At 67.0% G+C, this 16,519-nt stretch carries 17 protein-coding genes and 1 tRNA gene; 6 read left to right on the forward strand and 12 right to left on the reverse strand.

The window, feature by feature from the left end:
- Positions 1-95: 95 nt before the first annotated feature.
- A complete protein-coding gene (locus EOJ32_RS10845; protein WP_127898567.1) occupies positions 96-1,124 on the forward strand; it encodes an IS110 family transposase in 1,029 nt (342 codons plus the stop codon).
- A 272-nt stretch (positions 1,125-1,396) separates the two neighbouring features.
- On the opposite strand, the gene EOJ32_RS10850 is transcribed toward EOJ32_RS10845, so the two are convergent.
- The 3 genes from EOJ32_RS10850 to EOJ32_RS10860 form a co-directional block, all read right to left on the reverse strand.
- Positions 1,397-1,666, reverse strand: a complete 270-nt coding sequence (locus EOJ32_RS10850; RefSeq protein WP_127898568.1) for a hypothetical protein — start codon at positions 1,664-1,666, stop codon at positions 1,397-1,399.
- A gap of 174 nt (positions 1,667-1,840) precedes the next feature.
- On the reverse strand, positions 1,841-3,247 hold the full coding sequence (gene glnA / locus EOJ32_RS10855; RefSeq protein ID WP_127898569.1) for a type I glutamate--ammonia ligase: 1,407 nt from the start codon (positions 3,245-3,247) through the stop codon (positions 1,841-1,843).
- A 75-nt stretch (positions 3,248-3,322) separates the two neighbouring features.
- Positions 3,323-3,661 carry a P-II family nitrogen regulator gene (locus EOJ32_RS10860; protein ID WP_042248864.1) on the reverse strand — a complete coding sequence of 113 codons (339 nt, stop codon included), beginning with the start codon at positions 3,659-3,661 and terminating at the stop codon, positions 3,323-3,325.
- A 155-nt stretch (positions 3,662-3,816) separates the two neighbouring features.
- Here EOJ32_RS10860 and EOJ32_RS10865 point away from each other — a divergent pair, with 155 nt between their 5' ends.
- Together EOJ32_RS10865 and EOJ32_RS10870 are read left to right on the forward strand one after the other, a co-directional pair.
- Positions 3,817-5,406, forward strand: coding sequence for an NAD(P)H-hydrate dehydratase (locus EOJ32_RS10865; RefSeq protein WP_127898570.1), 1,590 nt, complete (start codon positions 3,817-3,819; stop codon positions 5,404-5,406).
- A 47-nt stretch (positions 5,407-5,453) separates the two neighbouring features.
- Positions 5,454-5,538 (forward strand) — tRNA-Leu (locus EOJ32_RS10870).
- Positions 5,539-5,553: 15 nt separating this feature from the next.
- Here EOJ32_RS10870 and EOJ32_RS10875 read toward each other — a convergent pair.
- From EOJ32_RS10875 to EOJ32_RS10900, 6 genes are all read right to left on the reverse strand, one after another.
- Positions 5,554-6,288: a hypothetical protein gene (locus tag EOJ32_RS10875; protein WP_127898571.1), complete on the reverse strand. Its 735-nt coding sequence runs from the start codon at positions 6,286-6,288 to the stop codon at positions 5,554-5,556.
- Between the two features lie 3 nt (positions 6,289-6,291).
- Positions 6,292-7,572, reverse strand: a complete 1,281-nt coding sequence (locus tag EOJ32_RS10880) for a hypothetical protein (RefSeq protein ID WP_127898572.1) — start codon at positions 7,570-7,572, stop codon at positions 6,292-6,294.
- Positions 7,573-7,655: 83 nt separating this feature from the next.
- Positions 7,656-8,453 (reverse strand): Crp/Fnr family transcriptional regulator, encoded by a 798-nt coding sequence (locus EOJ32_RS10885; protein ID WP_127898573.1) that lies wholly within the window; start codon positions 8,451-8,453, stop codon positions 7,656-7,658.
- A gap of 276 nt (positions 8,454-8,729) precedes the next feature.
- Positions 8,730-9,701, reverse strand: a complete 972-nt coding sequence (locus EOJ32_RS10890) for a GGDEF domain-containing protein (RefSeq protein ID WP_127898574.1) — start codon at positions 9,699-9,701, stop codon at positions 8,730-8,732.
- An 11-nt stretch (positions 9,702-9,712) separates the two neighbouring features.
- Positions 9,713-10,282, reverse strand: a complete 570-nt coding sequence (locus tag EOJ32_RS10895) for a hypothetical protein (protein ID WP_052715087.1) — start codon at positions 10,280-10,282, stop codon at positions 9,713-9,715.
- 70 nt (positions 10,283-10,352) lie between these two features.
- Positions 10,353-10,643, reverse strand: coding sequence for a DUF3572 family protein (locus EOJ32_RS10900; RefSeq protein ID WP_045999135.1), 291 nt, complete (start codon positions 10,641-10,643; stop codon positions 10,353-10,355).
- Positions 10,644-10,748: 105 nt separating this feature from the next.
- On the opposite strand from EOJ32_RS10900, the gene EOJ32_RS10905 reads away from it, so the two are divergent.
- From EOJ32_RS10905 to EOJ32_RS10915, 3 genes are all read left to right on the forward strand, one after another.
- Complete coding sequence (locus tag EOJ32_RS10905; RefSeq protein ID WP_045999134.1) at positions 10,749-12,134, forward strand: diguanylate cyclase; 1,386 nt, start codon at positions 10,749-10,751, stop codon at positions 12,132-12,134.
- A 63-nt stretch (positions 12,135-12,197) separates the two neighbouring features.
- On the forward strand, positions 12,198-12,596 hold the full coding sequence (locus EOJ32_RS10910; protein ID WP_045984140.1) for a DUF983 domain-containing protein: 399 nt from the start codon (positions 12,198-12,200) through the stop codon (positions 12,594-12,596).
- Positions 12,593-13,264 (forward strand): DNA mismatch repair protein MutT, encoded by a 672-nt coding sequence (locus EOJ32_RS10915; protein ID WP_127898575.1) that lies wholly within the window; start codon positions 12,593-12,595, stop codon positions 13,262-13,264. The genes EOJ32_RS10910 and EOJ32_RS10915 overlap by 4 nt, the downstream gene beginning before the upstream one ends.
- On the opposite strand, the gene EOJ32_RS10920 is transcribed toward EOJ32_RS10915, so the two are convergent.
- The 3 genes from EOJ32_RS10920 to EOJ32_RS10930 all read right to left on the reverse strand — a co-directional run bounded on the left by EOJ32_RS10920 (position 13,261) and on the right by EOJ32_RS10930 (position 16,513).
- A complete protein-coding gene (locus EOJ32_RS10920) occupies positions 13,261-14,031 on the reverse strand; it encodes an enoyl-CoA hydratase-related protein (protein WP_127898576.1) in 771 nt (256 codons plus the stop codon). The two genes, EOJ32_RS10915 and EOJ32_RS10920, sit on opposite strands and share 4 nt — an antisense overlap.
- Before the next feature lie 62 nt (positions 14,032-14,093).
- Positions 14,094-14,552: a cytochrome c-type biogenesis protein gene (locus EOJ32_RS10925; protein WP_127898577.1), complete on the reverse strand. Its 459-nt coding sequence runs from the start codon at positions 14,550-14,552 to the stop codon at positions 14,094-14,096.
- Complete coding sequence (locus EOJ32_RS10930) at positions 14,549-16,513, reverse strand: heme lyase CcmF/NrfE family subunit (protein WP_127898578.1); 1,965 nt, start codon at positions 16,511-16,513, stop codon at positions 14,549-14,551. The genes EOJ32_RS10925 and EOJ32_RS10930 overlap by 4 nt, the downstream gene beginning before the upstream one ends.
- Positions 16,514-16,519: the final 6 nt, after the last annotated feature.

The following is a 16,519-nucleotide window of genomic DNA, read 5'->3' on the forward strand; positions in this document are numbered from 1 at the left end:
GGGCGGCCCATGGGTCCGCCCCCTTTATGGATGGTCCGCCCCTCCCGCCGATCTCCGTGTAGGATGTCGGTGTTCAATGGAGGAAGGAGCGGACCATGATCATTGTGATCGTTGGCATCGACCTGGGCAAGAACAGCTGCAGCATCGTCGGTCTCGACAGCCTGGGGACAGTGGTGGTTCGACGGCGATTGCGTCGTGACAGCGTCATCGCGTTCGCGTCGAAGCTGCCGGCCTGCATCATGGCCATGGAGGCGTGTTGCGGCGCTCATCACATGGGACGGTCGCTGGCAGCACTGGGGCATGAGGTCCGGCTGATGTCGCCGGAATATGTCCGGCCTTACGTAAAGGCGCAGAAGAATGATGATCGCGACGCTGAGGCAATTGCCGAAGCGGCAACCCGTCCCACCATGCGCTTTGTCGAACTCAAGAGCGAGGAGCAGCTCGACGTCCAGACGCTGCATCGGGTGCGGGATCGGCTGGTCGGAGAACGCACGTCGCTGACCAACCAAATCAGGAGCCTTCTGCTGGAACGGGGACATGTTGCGGCACAGGGCCATGCCCGGTTGCGTCACTTGCTCGCTGACCTGCTGGACCCCGCCACGTGCAGCCTCAGTGCCCGCATGGCTTTCCTGCTCGGCGACATGCGCACGCGGTGGGACGAGCTTGGCCGCCGCATTGCCGCTTTTGACGCCGAGTTCTCGGCCATGGCTCGGACCGATGAGCGAGCACGGCGGCTGACAAGCATTCCGGGCATCGGTGCGCTGAACGCCACCGCATTGGTCGCCGCTGTCGGCAACGCCGCGACATTCACGAAAGGACGCGATCTGGCCGCCTGGCTGGGTCTGGTGCCGAGGCAGGCGACAACAGGCGGCAAACCAAAGCTGCTCGGGATCACAAAGCGCGGCAGTCGATACCTGCGCAAGATGCTGATCCAAGGCGCGCGATCTGCCATGCCAACATTGGCGAAGGCGAATACAGCAATAGGCGCCTGGCTGCGTGCGCTGCTTGTGCGCACCCATCCCAACATCGCTGTTGTCGCCCTTGCGGCGAAGATGGCCCGCACTGTCTGGGCGCTTCTGCGGCACGGGCGAAATTATGAAGCCGTGCCGCAGGCGGCCGGTTGAGGAACACGCGCCCGTCTTGAACACAGCCGGGCGCAACGAGCTGCGAGTGGTGAAAGGAAGATGGCCTGACAGTTGATCGGCGTTGCAAAAACCTCCGGCGCAAAATGGCCCACCGAGGCCGGCCCCTTTATGAGGATTGTGACGCGCGGATCTCCATCTTGGCGGCGGCCTTTGTGCCGACATGCCGGATACGTTTGTGCAGACTGATCATGTTATCAAAAATTGCCGCTTGCAGACGGGGCGGACCATACGTTTTGCAACGCTGACGACGATCAGCTGTCGTGACGGCTGGACCGCATGGCTGCGTCACCGGCCGACGGCAGCAGCGTGACGGACACGACATCGTCGGCCATCAGGTTGCGCTGGCCCAGTTCGCGGGCGGTGAACAGATCACCTGCGCGACGTTCGACCATGACCTGCGCCATGGGCGCGGGCGCGAAATCGGGGCGTTCGCTCATGCCCGCCAGGCCGGCGGCGGCGGGCAGTGCGGACAGCGCCATCAGGGCGGCGGTGGTGGCGGCGGCAACAAGACGTTTCATCATGTCTCTCCTGGGTGTCATGTGGGTGGACCGTGTCGATCCATGCTTACAGACACGCCGGAAACCGACTTTCGTGACACCCACTCACCAAACCGTGTCGTTCCGTGTGGACGTCGTGATCGCATGAGAAAGGGGCGGCCCCGCAGGACCGCCCTCCGATCTGATCCGCGGACGGGATCAGCAGCTGTAATACATCGCGTATTCGATGGGATGGGGGGTATGCTCGTAGGCATAGACCTCTTCCCATTTCAGCGCGATATAGCCTTCCAGCTGGTCGCGGGTGAACACGTCGCCCTGCAGCAGGAAGTCCATGTCCTTCTCCAGCTCCTCCAGCGCCTCGCGCAGGGACCCGCAGACGGTCGGGATCTCGGCCAGCTCCTCGGGCGGCAGATCGTAGAGATCCTTGTCCGAGGCCGGGCCCGGATCGATCTTGTTCTTGATGCCGTCCAGGCCCGCCATCAGCAGCGCCGCAAAGCACAGGTACGGGTTGGCCGAGGGGTCGGGGAAACGCGCTTCGACGCGCTTGGCCTTGGGGCTCTCCGTCCACGGGATCCGGACGCAGCCCGAGCGGTTGCGGGCCGAGAACGCGCGCAGCACGGGGGCCTCGAAGCCCGGGATCAGGCGCTTGTAGCTGTTGGTCGACGGGTTGGTCAGCGCGTTCAGCGCCTTGGCATGCTTCAGGATGCCGCCGATGAAGTACAGCGCCTCCTGCGACAGGTCCGCATATTTGTCACCCGAGAACAGCGGCTTGCCGTCCTTCCAGATCGACATGTTGACGTGCATCCCCGACCCGTTGTCGCCCTTCATGGGCTTGGGCATGAAGGTGACCGACTTGCCATAGGCATGGGCCACGTTGTGGATGACGTACTTGTATTTCTGGATGTTGTCGGCCTGCTCGACCAGACCACCGAAGATCAGGCCCAGCTCGTGCTGGCAGGTCGCGACCTCGTGGTGATGCTTGTCGACGCGCATGCCCATGCGCTTCATGGTGGACAGCATCTCGCCGCGGATGTCCTGGGCGGTGTCGACGGGGTTGACCGGGAAATAGCCGCCCTTGTGGGCCGCGCGGTGACCGGTGTTGCCCATCTCGTATTCGGTGTCGGTGTTCCAAGCGGCGTCGACCGCGTCGATCTGGAACGACACCTTCTGCGGCGTCACCGAATAGCGCACGTCGTCGAAGATGAAGAATTCGGCCTCGGGTCCGAAATAGGCCGCATCACCGATGCCCGACGCCTTCAGATAGGCCTCGGCCTTGGCGGCGGTGCCGCGCGGGTCGCGCGAATAGGGCTCGTTCGTGTCGGGCTCGACCACGTTGCAATGCACGCACAGCGTCTTTTCGGCATAGAACGGATCGATATAGACCGAGGCGGGGTCCAGGATCAGCTTCATGTCCGACTGGTCGATCGACTTCCAGCCCGCGATCGAGCTGCCGTCAAACATAAAGCCTTCCTCGAAGAAGTCCTCGTCGACCAGGTCGCGGTCCAGCGTCACGTGCTGCAGCTTGCCTTTGGGGTCGGTGAAGCGAACGTCGACATAGGCGACATCCTCGTCCTCGATCAGCTTCAAGACATCCTTGATTTGCATCTCTTCCCTTTCTTCGTAGATGCGGCCCGGCGGCCTGGGCCTGCCGGGCGCGAAGGCCTGTGTAACTTCGGTCGATCAGACGGCGTCGTCGCCCGTCTCTCCGGTCCGGATGCGGATCGCCTGTTCGACGGGCAAGACGAAGATCTTGCCGTCGCCGATCTTCTCGGTGCGCGCGGCGGCGACGATCGCCTCGATGGCGGCATCGACCTGATCGTCGGGCAGCACCATCTCGATCTTCACCTTGGGCAGGAAGTCGACGACATATTCAGCGCCGCGATACAGTTCGGTATGGCCCTTCTGACGACCGAAACCCTTGACCTCGGTCACGGAAAGACCCTGCACGCCGACTTCCTGCAGCGCCTCTTTGACATCGTCCAGCTTGAACGGCTTGATGATCGCCTCGATCTTCTTCATCGCAATAGACCCTTCCTCGCGGCTTGCCTGAAGACTGATTGGCGCGTTTGATGAACCGCGTAAATGCAGCAGCATGATCTTGGAAGCCCCCAAGCCGTTTGTCCGGCTCGTATGCCTAATATTTCACCATTCAGCCCAAGGATTAATCATCGACCATGATGGAAGGCAGTGAAATCGTCACCGTCGCTCAAATGCGCGCCATCGAATCCGCGGCGATAGGCAGCGGCGTGACGTCCGGGCTGAACCTGATGACCCGCGCGGGACGTGCCGTCGCGGGCCAGATCCGCCTGCGCTGGCCGCGTCCGGGGCGGGCGGTCGTCCTGTGCGGGCCGGGCGCGAATGGCAGCGACGGCTTTGTCGTGGCGCGCGCGCTGGCGCAGGCGGGCTGGCGGGTCGATGTGCTGGGCGCGGCCCCGCGACCGGGCTCCGACGCGGCGGCGGCGCGGGCGCAATGGCCTGGGCCGGTCCTGCCGCTAACCCGCGCGGCGCTGCGCGCCCTGCCCGATGCCGATGTCTATGTCGACGCGATCTTCGGCACCGGCCTAACCCGCCCGCCCGAGGGCGAGATCGCGGCCCTGCTGCGCCATCTGGGCGGCGAGGGCGGCGACGGCGCCTTCTATCGCCCGCGCCTGGTCGCGGTGGATGCGCCAAGCGGACTGTGCCTGGACAGCGGCGTGATCCTGGGCTCTGGGCGCGGCGCCCTGCCCTGGCACGCGCTGCGCGTCGCGATGACGGTGACCTTCGACAGCCCCAAGCCCGGTCACCTGCTGGAGCATGGCCCCCTGACCTGCGGGCAACTGGTCGTGGCCGATATCGGGTTGGAGCCGTTCCGCGTCCAGGGCGGGCGCGGCCTGCGCCCGGCGCTGATGACCGCGCTCTGGCCGCGCTTCGAGCTGGCCGACCGGCGCCGCGCGCAGGGGCCGGGCGGCGAAGGGCCCTGGCTGCGCAAGCAGCAGTCCGAAGGCGGGCACAAATATGCGCATGGCGCGGCGCTGATCGTGGCGGGGGGCGCGGGGTCGGGCGGCGCGGCGCGGCTCGCGGCACGCGCCGCGCTGCGGGTGGGGGCGGGGCTGGTGACGCTGGCCCCGCCGCATGACGCGCTGTCCGACCACGCCCTGCCGCCCGATGCGCTGATGCGGCGGGCGGTGGATCATTCCGATGATCTGGCGCTGGCGCTGGCGGACCGCCGCCCCATGGCGCTGTGCCTGGGGCCGGGCTGCGGGGTGGCGCGTGCGGCCGCCCTGCTGCCCGCGGCGGTGGCGGCGGGCCGTCCCACGGTCCTGGATGCCGATGGCCTGACCGCGCTGGCGCAGGCGCCCCGCCCCCTGCCGCCAGGCTGGATGCTGAGCCCGCATGGCGGAGAGTTCGCGCGCCTCTGCCCCGATCTGGCCCTGGCGCTGACGCACGAGGGTCCCCCCCGCCCCAAGCCCACCCTGCTGCGCGAGGCGGCGGCGCGGCTTGGCGCGGTCATCCTGCTCAAGGGGCCGGACACGGTCATCTCCGATCCGCAAGGACGGGTGGCGATCCATTCGGACCCGCATATTCCCTGGCTTGCCACCGCCGGATCGGGGGATGTTCTGGCGGGGATCATCACTGGCCTGTTGGCGCGCGGCCTGCCGGCATTCGATGCGGCCTGCCTTGGGGTACGCCTGCACGGGGCGGTCGCAAGACAGCATGGGCCGGGACTGATCGCGGACGATCTGATCGACGGGCTGGCCCCCGTCATCGCCGAATGGGACTGGTGATTTTTCCCCTCGCACTGCCCGCAGCCATTTGCTAGATCGCGGACAGCGCGGGTATGGCGAAATTGGCAGACGCACCAGATTTAGGTTCTGGCGCCGCAAGGCGTGGGGGTTCAAGTCCCTCTACCCGCACCACCACCGATCGATCGTTCACCTTTCGGCCGGCGTGGTCAGGCCCAGTTCCGCCATCAGCTCCGGTTCCAGCACGTTGATCTCGGCCGGGGGGGTGCGCAGGGCATAGGTCATCAGCCGCAGATCGACCCCCATCTGCACCAGATAATCCATCACCCCCGCCTGCGCGCGCTGCAGGTCGCTGACCGCCATGAAGGCGGGCAGGATGGTGTTCTGGCCGAAATAATGCTGGTGGACCCCCACCACGCCGCCTGCTGCCACCTGCCGCGTGGCGCCGCCCGCCAGGATATAGGGGCAGGCCGACAGGCAGACCGCCCCGTCGCCCACGCGGGTCGCATAGCCCGCCGCGCGGATCGTGCGCCCGATGGCCAGCGCGTCGGACACCGATCCGCCCGAACTGTCCAACGTCACCTGCGTCGCCGTCGGGCGTGTCCGGTCCAGCCAGGCGGCAAAGCGGTCCGCATCGCCCGGCGCGATCTGGCCCGCGATGGTGATCGCGTCATCGGCCTGATCGAATTCCAGCGCCTCTGGCATGGCGCGCATGGCGGGGCCGCCCGGATGCGACGGGTCCGACGGCCGCAGGTCGGGGCGATAGGGGCGCACGCTTGGCCCCTGTGCGGGCGGGGCGTACAACCCCGGCGCGGCCGATCCCGGTGCGCGCATCAGGTCCAGGCCGACGATGGCACCCGCCAGCAGCACCTGCGACACCAATACGGCCCGCACCACCTTGTGCGGGGAGGAGAACAGCCCCATCAGCTAGCCCTCGCGCCGCGAGGTGTCGGCGGCGGGCGGCGGTGCGGCATCGATCTGACGCAGCAGGTCAGAGGCCGCAAGCGCCGCACGCAGCTCTCCGACCGTCATGCGTTCGTCGCTGTGCCCCTCTCCGCGGCCGGATCGGATCGCGGCCTGCACGACCATGATGATGAAGACCAGCACCGCGGGCAGCAGGTCGATGGCGATGGCGCCTGCCCATGCGGGAACGAAGTTGCCGGCATAGGCGATGACCGCGTCCGCGGCCGACATGGGCGTATAGAGGGCCTCGTCCACCTGCGGCAGGGACATCACCTCGGTCGCGGCCTGCGCCAGGGTGGTGGCGCGCTGTTCGACCAGGGACAGGACAGAGGTGATGGTGCTGGACTGGCCCGCGCGCGTGGCCTCGGTGCTGCCGTCCAGTTCGGGCAGCACGACCGCATCGGCCAGGTCCTGCGCGGCGCGTCCGACCAACGGCGCCGGGTTCAACTGGCGCAGCTGCGTGATCAGACCGGCCAGCTGGACGGCGTCTTCGGAAAAGCGGACCGTGCGATCCTCCAGCGGTCCCGGCTCGACCGAGGTGCCGCGCATCCGGGACAGGATGGTGTTCCCCTGCGCGAAGGTTTCCTCGATGGGGGCTTCGGCGGCCAGCAGCTGGTCCTCCAGCGCCTGCAGTTCGGCGCCCTTCTGAGTCAGCACCCGAAAGACCGCGCCGCGACCGGAAAAGCCCGACAGGGTGCCGCCCGCCTCCTGCTCGGACAGATCCGCAAAGCTTTGCCGCACCCGGGCCACGTCGCGCGACAGTGCCTGCCCCGCCACGGCGTTCGCATGCGCGCGTTCCAGCGAGGTCTGATAGGTCTGCACGGTGGCCGCCATGTGTGTCTCGACCGCGGCCGTCCCTGCCAGCGCGGCGGCGTTCAGCCAGGACGACATCGCGACGATCGCCACCGAACCAAGCGCCATCGTCAGCAGCAGGCCGACCCTTGATGCCGCCGAGCGCACCGCCGGCAACAGCCGCAGCATGTAGGACCAGAAGACGAAGATGCCCACCGACACCGCGATGGAATAGGCCAGCGCCGCAAAGGTCGTCCACAGGCCCGGATCGTCCAGCAGCGTCCGCACCCCAAGATAGGTATAGATGCCCGATGCGGCCGACAGCACCCCAAGCGCGGTCGAGGTGAAACTGTCCAGCCAGTCCAGGTGCCGCTCCAACTCTCGGGCATAGCGGTCGCCGACGCGGTCATGGCTGCGGTCTGGGACGGGGGCGGCGTTGGGGTCGTGGGCCATGCGGTCTCCGGGTGGCGCTGAGGGACTGGCCCCAGATAACCGCAGATTGCCCGCATTCTCAGCCCCTTGCGGCCGATTGCCGGTCACGCTTTCGGCATGACCACGATGGGCATGGCGGCATCGGGGATGCGGGCGAACCCCTCGTCGGGCAGGACCTGATCGCAGCCGGGGCGTGCGGACTTGAGCCGGGCGCGGTCCAGGACCCGGATCTCTCCGCGCCCCATCTCGACGATGCCTTCGGCGCGCAGTTGCGACAGCGTCTTGTTGACGGTCTGGCGCGAGCATCCGGCGATCGCCGCCAGATCGGTCTGGCTCAGCTGGATCTGCGGAGATTCGGCGCTGGTCATGGTCAACAGGTTGATCCGGATGCGATCTTCGGCGGCGTAGAACATCGCGACAGAGTGCTGGCGGTTGTCCCGCGTCAGGCGGTCGTGAAAGATCTTGGCAAAGTTGCGCATCAGCAGGTCGGCCGGAACGTGCCGCAGGATCATTGCCGCATCCAGCAGCATCACCGTCGTGTCCGGCAGCGTGGTGCAGCTTGCCGCGCAGGTCCGGCCGGAAAACTGCTCGACCTCTCCCAGCACCTCGCCGGGAACGGCAAGATGGGCCATCACGCGATTTCCGTTGATGTCCAGATAGTTGACCTCGATCCGGCCCTTGATGATCAGATAGATCCAGTCGGCAGGCTCGCCTTGGCGCAGGATGTCCCTGGGGCGACGGAGATGAACGAGGGCAGCTTCAGCCACCAGGGCCGCCAGCTGAGGCTTGTCCAGATCGGCGATCAGCGCAGGCTTCAGGCGCGTCAGGATCGACAGCAGGTCGGGGATCTGGACAGGTGCCCTGCCCTTGGCCGAAGTCGTCCGTGGGGTAACTGCCTGCATGTCCCCTGCCCGATGATCGATGCAGGACCAAGTATATCGACATGACCGCGCAGGAACAAAGGTTTTCGTCAGGTCAACCAAGGTCCCCGCACGCGGCGGTGGCGGATCAAGTGTGCCATCACTGGTTACAGTCCACGAGGTACCACACTCTCGACCCGCATCACCGGTCTATTGGACAGTTCATTCCGGAACTGTCGGCAGGGCGACACAAGTCATGTTAGCGCAGGAAAAATTTGGGGAATGCACAGCAAACAGGCGACGGGATGCTGCTTGACCCTAGATGATCGTCGCCCGCCCGCGCCCCGCCCCCTTGGACAGGTAGAGGGCCTTGTCCGCCATCGCCAGGACCTGCTCCGGCTGGTCCGGACCGCCGGGATGCCAGACCAGGATGCCCAGGCTGGCCGAAACCTGCAGATCGGTCAGTTCCGGCGGCGACAGCGCCCGGATCGCCACGATGATCCGGTCGGCAAGCTGCTGCAGGGCGGCCCGCGATGTCATGCCCCGCAGGATCAGGACGAATTCGTCACCCCCTATCCGCGCCGCCGTGTCGGCCTTGCGGATATGGCTGCGCAGGACCGCACCGACCGACCGCAGCAGGTCGTCCCCCGCCTGGTGCCCCAGCTGGTCGTTGACCTGCTTGAAATGGTCCAGATCCAGATGCGCGATGGCAAAGGGATGCGCGACCTCGTCCGCGAAGTCGGCCGTGCGCAGCGATAGGGACAGCGCGATCTCCAGCCCGCGGCGATTCTGCAGGCCGGTCAGCGGATCGGTCTGCGCCTGCAGAAGGGCCAGTTCCCGCGATTGTGCCAGTTGGGTGTTGAAGCGCGACAGTTCGGTCAGGACGCCGCGGTTGGCCTCGTGCAGGAACAGCAGTTCCATTGCCAGTTCTGAGGGCGCAAAGTCGTCATCCGTCAGCCCCGCAGCACGAATCGCACGATGAAGGCCGATCCCGAAACCCAGATTGACCAGCAGCGTCCCATCATCGACCTGCACGCCATGGCCGCGCAACACCAGGTCGCGCGACTGGACCACGCGCAGGAACAGGCGGCGGCGGTGTTCGACTGCGGTGCGGATCGCCTGCAGCGGACAGGGACCCTGCCCCGCGCGCCCACTGACCAACCTGTCCGCCAGCCCGTCTGCCAGGTCGGGGATCAGCTTGGACAGCGTCGGCCCGACGGACAGGACCTTGCCGCAGGCCGACAGCCACAGGTGCATGGGCAGCAGCTGCCCAAGCGCCTGGGCGGACATGGTCGGGCCCGTCACGACGACACCGCGCCGCTCAGCTGCGCCCCCTGCAGGCTGAAGATGCGGCCCTCGAAGAACTGTTCGTCCCAGATGTCGATGCGGATGGACAGCCCCTCGACTGAAATGAGGCACAGCGCGCCGTAATCGTCAGCCATACCGCGGATCAGCCCGACCAGAAGATGCTGCCACACCGGGTCGGGTTCCAGCATGACCAGCCAGACGGACTGATCCTCCGCCTCGACCTGCAGGCGCGGAACCTCCAGGTCGGGCAGGACCAGATGCGCGCGACCGGGCAGCTCCTCAAGACGCAGCAGGAAATCCTTGAAGTCGCGGCCCGAAAACCGCAGCAGGCGCCGCACAGGCTCGATGCGCGTCATCCATCCGCCCAGATCCTCGAACATCTCGGGCAGCGGTTTCGACAGGCGGAACGCGGCGCGTTCCAGCGCACCCGTCCCGAACCCGGCACCAAGCGGCGCCAGTCGACCGACGGCCACGGCCTCCTCGTCGGCGACGGACTGGACCAGGTCTTCACCATACGTGGCGCGGAGGAATTCTTCGATCGCGCGATTGATCAGACTTTTCATGCCCACCTCGATTCGAACCGAAACTAGCGGCAGGGCGTAAACAAATCGGAAAGCGCCGATGGAAAAAGGTCTAGTCGGCCTCCCAGCCATAGCTGCCCGGCCCCGACAGGGCCGTGCGGGCCGTCATGATGTCGCCCGGACGCACGCCAAGGCTGTCGGCAAAGCTGCACAGGCGGTCATCGTCCTCGACCAGAAAATCAAGCAGGAACAGGGCGATGTCAGGACGGCTGGCGAAATTGCGGATATCGGCGGGCTGCAGGCCGGCGGCCTCCATGAACTGCGCCAGATCCTGCGGCCGATCGGCCAACAGGATCAGCGTCTGCGTCGCCAGATCGGCGGCCTGCTGGGCCGAATACGCCATTTTTCCATCCGTATCGCAATTTCGTGAGCTGGCCTGCACCAGAAACTCTTTGTTAAGCATTTTAGGTGAAATTGAAATGAAGATGTCGGATTTCTGGATAGATCGATGACGGCACGTATCATGGTTGCAGATGGCATAGCGACGGCGCGGATCACGTTGAAGGTCCGGCTGTCCGCCGTGCGCTATGACGTTGCCGCGGTCGCGTCGGCTGCGCAGCTGATGCAGGAACTGGACGCGGCCCTGCCCGACCTGATCATCCTGGGAAATTTCCCCGACGGATCGGCCATCGACATCTGCGGGCGGCTGTCGCGCGATCCGCGGCTGGCGGATATCCCGGTGCTGATGCTGGTCCGGCCCGAACAGCGGCTGGCCGCGCTGCAGGCGGGAGCAACCGCGACGCTTGAACCCGACGTCGACGACCAGATGCTGATGGCGCGGATCCGAAACATTCTGCGCCAGTCGGATGCCCCGCAGGCCAGCCGGATGGGCATGGCCGAGGCACCGGCCGGTTTCGTCCATGCCGATCGTCCATTGATCGTGCTCATCGCGGACAGCCAGACCCGTGCGCGGCGCTGGCGGCAGATGCTGTCCGAACGTATGCCCTGCCGGTTCGAGATCCGCGATCCTGACGAGGCGCTGGGCGCCGCATCCGCGGGGCGGACGGCGGACTTGTACTTGATCTCGGCCGATATCCGCGAGCGTGGTGACGGGCTGCGCCTGCTGTCCGAACTGCGGTCTCGTCAGGGGTCTCGGGATGCGGGCTTCGTCATCGCCATCGGGCCTGACCGGGCCGAGCTGTCGGCCATCGCCCTGGATCTTGGGGCGGGTGACGTGATGCCGGACGCGCTGTGCACCGCTGCGACGGCCGAGGCCGCGGCAGTGTCGCTGCAGATGCTGCTGTCGCGCAAATCCAAGAGCGACCAGCGTCGGGCCGAAGTTCAGCGCCATATGTTGTGGGCGATGACCGATCCGCTGACCGGGCTGTACAACCGCCGCTATGCCCTCCCCAAGCTGGCCGACATCGCGCGCGACGCGATGCTGGCGCATCAGGGATTCGCGGTCTTTGCCATCGACCTGGACCATTTCAAGGCGGTAAATGACTGCCATGGTCACACCGCAGGCGACGCCGTCCTGGCCGAGGTCGCGCAGCGCCTGCGCGATACCATCGGCGTGGACGGCATGACGGCCCGCATGGGCGGAGAGGAGTTCCTGGCGGTGCAGGGCAACTGCCCCCCGGTACGCGCGGCCCGCATCGCCGAGGCGCTGCGGCTGGCCGTGCAGGCGCGGCCCGTACGCCTGCCGGGCCTGTCCGGCGGCGGCGCGATCCGGGTGACGGCGTCGGTCGGGGTCGCAATGGTCGCGCCCGCGGACGACATCTGGCCGGATCAGCTGGCGCGCGTGGCGCTTGAGCGCGCGGACCGGGCACTGCTGGCCGCCAAGGCTGCGGGGCGCAACCAGGTCGTCTGTTCGCGCGCAGAACGTGCGGCATAGGAGGGACTTTCAATGTGCCGCCCCGCCGCCTAGATTTGGTCCAAGCCTGCAGAGGACCCAGTCATGACAGATGCTGCCAAGATCACCCCATCCCTGACCCCCGAACGCCCGACGGGCCAGGCCATGCTGCGTGGCGCGCGGGGTCGCTGCCCGGCCTGCGGAGAGGGGCGGATGTTCTCCAGCTACCTCAAGGTGGCGGATGCCTGTCCCCACTGCCACGAGGATCTGCACCACCAGCGGGCCGACGACGGCCCGGCCTACCTGACCATCCTGATCGTGTCGCATCTGGGTGCGCCATTGTTGCTGGCTTCCTTCATCGCGTGGCGCCCCAGTGCCATGACGATGATCCTGTCCTTTGGCCTAGGGGCGATCGTGCTGTCGCTGGCGATGCTGCCGGTGATCAAGGGTGCAATGGTCGGGTTGCAGTGGGCACGGCGCATGCACGGGTTCGGCCGGGCATGAGCGTCGCCATCCGCGATGCCGCAACGGTCCTGGTCGTGCGCCGCGACGCGGGCGGTGCGTCGGTCCTGATGGGCATGCGCGGCGCCGGCGCGGCCTTCATGCCGTCGAAATTCGTCTTTCCCGGCGGGGCCGTCGACCCCGAGGACGCGCAGGTTGCCTTGGCCCGTCCCCTTGGCCCGACCTGCCGCGCGCGCCTGCTGCAGGAGGATGGCCTGTCCCCCGACGCCATCGCTGCCGCGGCCCTGCGCGAACTGGCCGAAGAAACCGGCCTGCTGATCGGCCGTCCGGGGGGCGCACCCTGCGGCTGGCCCGGCCATGTCAAGGCAGGTCTGACTCCTGATGCGAGCCCGCTGATCTATCTGTTCCGGGCGATCACGCCACCGGGACGACCCCGCCGGTTCGATGCGCATTTCTTCGTCGCGGATGCGGCCGGCATCGCCGGCGACCCCGATGACTTCGGCGCCGCCTGCGACGAGCTGTCTCATCTGCACTGGGTGCCGCTGGATCAGGCAGGCGCGCTGGACCTGCCGTTCATCACCGAGGTCGTGCTGGCCGAACTGACGGCGCTGATCCGCGACCTGCCGCATGACCAGCCGCTGGCCGCGCCGGACACGGTGCCCTTCTTCGACAATCGCGGGCCCGCGCCGGTCTTTCGCCAGATTGCCTAGCGGCCGGTAAAGACCGCCGGCCGCTTTTTCAGGAACGCCGTCACTCCCTCGGCGAAATCGTGACTGCGTCCGGCCTGCCCCTGCAGACGTGCCTCCAGCGCCAGTTGCGCCTGCATGTCGTTCCTGAAAGAGGCCGTCAGTGCCTGCCTGATGGCCAGAAACGCGCCGGTCGGCCCCTTGGCCAGCGCCTGCGCCCGGGCCGTGACCCCTGCGGCGAAATCGGCGTCGGGCAGCGCCTGCCAGATCATCCCCCAGTCCGCCGCCTGCCGCGCGGACACGGGTTCGGCGAACAGCATCATTCCCATCGCGCGCGCCATGCCGACCGCCCGCGGGATGATCCATGTCCCGCCCGCATCCGGGATCAGCCCGATCCGGGTGAAGGCTTGGATGAAGCTGGCGCTTTCGGCGGCGATCACCACGTCGGCGGCCAGCGCCAGGTTCGCCCCGGCCCCGGCCGCCACCCCGTTCACCGCGGCGATGACCGGCACGGGACAGGTGGTGACCGCGGCCAGCATCGGTTCGTACTCCTCGCGCAGGGTGCGCTCCAGATCGGCGGCGGCACCCGCATCGGTCAGGTCCTGCCCGGAACAGAACCCCCGGCCTGCCCCGGTCATCACCACGGCACGCACATCGGGCGCCAGCGTCGTCAGCACCTGTGTGATCTCGGCCCGCATGCGGGTGTTCAGCGCATTCATCACCGCGGGGCGGTTCAGCGTCAGCGTGGCGACGCCGTCGGCTGCCGCGAACTGAATGGTCTCGAAGCTCATGTCATCCTCCCGTTTCCGGGGATCATGCCGAAATTCGCGGGCGGTGAAAGCGCGACCCGGCGTCAGGGATCGCGCATGATCTCGGCCAGGCGCCGACGTTCGTCTGGGTCCAGGGCCTCGACCTCGGGCGCCGGGCGGTTGCGGGCGCGCAGGAAACCGGCCGCCGTCAGCAATGCGACCAGCGCCATCAGGGGCGCGGCCAGCCACAGGATCATGTTAGCCCCATCGGGCCGCGGATTGAACAGCACAAATTCGCCAAAGCGGTCGGCGACCGCGTCGATCACCTGGTCGTTGGTGTCGCCCTCCACCAACCGTTCGCGTACATAGAGGCGCAGGTCGCGGCTGATCGGCGCGTTGGACTCGTCGATGTTCTCTCCCTGGCAGACGGGGCAACGCAGCTGTTGCGAAATCTCGCGGGCGCGTGCCTCCATCGCGGCGTCGGGCAGGACCTCGTCGGGCTGGACGGCCAGGACCGGACAGGCGGTCAGGATCAGCGCCAGTGCGGCGGCCCGGACCCTCATTCCGCGGGGACCGCGCCGGGGCGCGCCTGCCGGGCCGCACCCGCCGCTACGCGATAGCGCCGGTCGGTCAGGCTGATCAGCCCGCCGATAGCCATCATCAGACAGCCCGCCCAGATCCAGTTGGCAAAGGGCTTGATATAGGTCCGCACCGCCCATCCGCCGCCGGGCTGTTCGTCACCCAGAACGACATACAGATCGCGCCAGAGGCCGTAATCGATCGCGGCCTCGGTCGTGGGCATCCCCTGGACGGGATAGACGCGCTTTTCCGGAGAGAGGGTCGCGACCGGGCTGCCGTCGCGGCTGGCCTCGATCACGGCCTTCTGGGCCAGATAGTTTGGTCCGTCCGCCCGGCGCACGTCGCGCAGGACCAAGTCATAGCTGCCGACCGCAAAGGGCTGGTCGATCTGCGCCACGCGCACATCCTCGACCTGCCAGGCCTGGATCAGGGACACGGCCACGAAGGTGACGCCCAGCCCGGAATGCGCGACCGCCTTGCCCCAATCGGCACGCGGCAGGCGCAACAGGCGCGACGCGCCGGAACTGCCGGTCCGCAGCCACAGATCGGCCAGCGCGCCGAAGATCAGCCAGGATCCCAGCCCGGCCCCGATCACGGCCAGCGCCGAATGTCCGGTTGATACCGCAAAGACCAGCATCATGATCGCCGCCGAAAGGATCAGCGGCCCGCGCAGCGGGCGCAGGCTGCGGGCCAGCATCGCACGTTTCCAAGGCATCAGTGACCCGATGGGCAGGGCGATCGCCAGCACGATCATGAACGGCGTGAAGGCCTGGTTGAAGAAGGGTGGGCCCACGGAAAGCACCCGCCCCCAGACCATCTCGGCCACCAGCGGCCAGATCGTGCCGATGAACACGACAAAGGCCGACACGGCCAACAGCACGTTGTTCAGCACCAACGCGCCCTCGCGCGACAGGGGGGCGAAGACGCCCTTGGCGGTCATCTCGGACGCACGGGCCGCGAACAGCGTCAGGGCACCGCCGATGAACACCGCCAGGATCGCCAGGATGAAGACGCCACGTTCAGGGTCGTTTGCGAAGCTGTGGACAGAGGTGATGACCCCCGATCGGACGATGAACGTGCCGATCAGCGAGAAACCGAACGCCATGATCGCCAGAAGGATCGTCCAGCTTTTCAACGCCTCGCGCTTTTCGACGACGATGGCGGAATGCAGCAGGGCGGCGGCCAGCAACCAGGGCATGAAGCTGGCGTTCTCGACCGGATCCCAGAACCAGAAGCCGCCCCAGCCCAGCTCGTAATAGGCCCACCAGGAGCCAAGCGCGATGCCGATGGTCAGGAACACCCAGGCCGCCAGGGTCCAGGGCCGCACCCACCGCGCCCAGGCCGCGTCCACGCGACCCTCGATCAGGGCGGCGACGGCAAAGCTGAAGGCCATCGAAAGGCCGACATAACCCAGATACAGGAACGGCGGGTGGAAAGCCAAACCTGGGTCCTGCAGCAGCGGGTTCAGGTCGCGCCCGTCGAAAGGCGGATTGCCCATGCGCCAGAACGGGTTCGACGTGAAGATGATGAACGCATAGAACGCCACGCTGACCGATGCCTGGACCCCCAGCACCCGCGCCCGCAGGCTGGGCGGCAGGTTGCCCCCAAACAGCGCCGCCGCCGCGCCGAACAGCGCCAGGATCAACACCCACAGCAGCATCGAGCCCTCGTGGTTGCCCCAGACCCCGCTGATCTTGTAGAGCATCGGCTTGAGCGTGTGCGAGTTCTCGTAGACCAGCAGGACCGAGAAGTCGGACGTGACGAAGGCAATTGTCAGCGCGCCGAAGCTGATGACCATCAGCAGCAACTGGGCCATGGCCGCCGGCCGGGCGCTGTCCATCCAGCCGTGCCATCCCTTTGCGGCGCCGATCATCGGCACGGTCATCTGATAGATCGCGACCATGAAGGCCAGGATCAGGGCGAAATGGCCAAGTTCAGCGATCATCTGCGG

This window comes from Paracoccus sp. Arc7-R13 (assembly GCF_004010775.1).
Taxonomy (GTDB): Bacteria; Pseudomonadota; Alphaproteobacteria; order Rhodobacterales; family Rhodobacteraceae; genus Paracoccus; species Paracoccus marcusii.

Coding starts and splice junctions, on each gene's coding strand:
- EOJ32_RS10865 (WP_127898570.1), top strand. CDS start 3,817: ATGATGGAAGGCAGTGAAATCGTCACCGTCGCTCAAATGCGCGCCATC.
- EOJ32_RS10845 (WP_127898567.1), top strand. CDS start 96: ATGATCATTGTGATCGTTGGCATCGACCTGGGCAAGAACAGCTGCAGC.
- EOJ32_RS10910 (WP_045984140.1), top strand. CDS start 12,198: ATGACAGATGCTGCCAAGATCACCCCATCCCTGACCCCCGAACGCCCG.
- EOJ32_RS10930 (WP_127898578.1), bottom strand. CDS start 16,513: ATGATCGCTGAACTTGGCCATTTCGCCCTGATCCTGGCCTTCATGGTC.
- EOJ32_RS10885 (WP_127898573.1), bottom strand. CDS start 8,453: ATGCAGGCAGTTACCCCACGGACGACTTCGGCCAAGGGCAGGGCACCT.
- EOJ32_RS10915 (WP_127898575.1), top strand. CDS start 12,593: ATGAGCGTCGCCATCCGCGATGCCGCAACGGTCCTGGTCGTGCGCCGC.
- glnA (WP_127898569.1), bottom strand. CDS start 3,247: ATGCAAATCAAGGATGTCTTGAAGCTGATCGAGGACGAGGATGTCGCC.
- EOJ32_RS10890 (WP_127898574.1), bottom strand. CDS start 9,701: ATGTCCGCCCAGGCGCTTGGGCAGCTGCTGCCCATGCACCTGTGGCTG.
- EOJ32_RS10925 (WP_127898577.1), bottom strand. CDS start 14,552: ATGAGGGTCCGGGCCGCCGCACTGGCGCTGATCCTGACCGCCTGTCCG.
- EOJ32_RS10900 (WP_045999135.1), bottom strand. CDS start 10,643: ATGGCGTATTCGGCCCAGCAGGCCGCCGATCTGGCGACGCAGACGCTG.
- EOJ32_RS10850 (WP_127898568.1), bottom strand. CDS start 1,666: ATGATGAAACGTCTTGTTGCCGCCGCCACCACCGCCGCCCTGATGGCG.
- EOJ32_RS10875 (WP_127898571.1), bottom strand. CDS start 6,288: ATGGGGCTGTTCTCCTCCCCGCACAAGGTGGTGCGGGCCGTATTGGTG.
- EOJ32_RS10905 (WP_045999134.1), top strand. CDS start 10,749: ATGACGGCACGTATCATGGTTGCAGATGGCATAGCGACGGCGCGGATC.
- EOJ32_RS10920 (WP_127898576.1), bottom strand. CDS start 14,031: ATGAGCTTCGAGACCATTCAGTTCGCGGCAGCCGACGGCGTCGCCACG.
- EOJ32_RS10860 (WP_042248864.1), bottom strand. CDS start 3,661: ATGAAGAAGATCGAGGCGATCATCAAGCCGTTCAAGCTGGACGATGTC.
- EOJ32_RS10895 (WP_052715087.1), bottom strand. CDS start 10,282: ATGAAAAGTCTGATCAATCGCGCGATCGAAGAATTCCTCCGCGCCACG.
- EOJ32_RS10880 (WP_127898572.1), bottom strand. CDS start 7,572: ATGGCCCACGACCCCAACGCCGCCCCCGTCCCAGACCGCAGCCATGAC.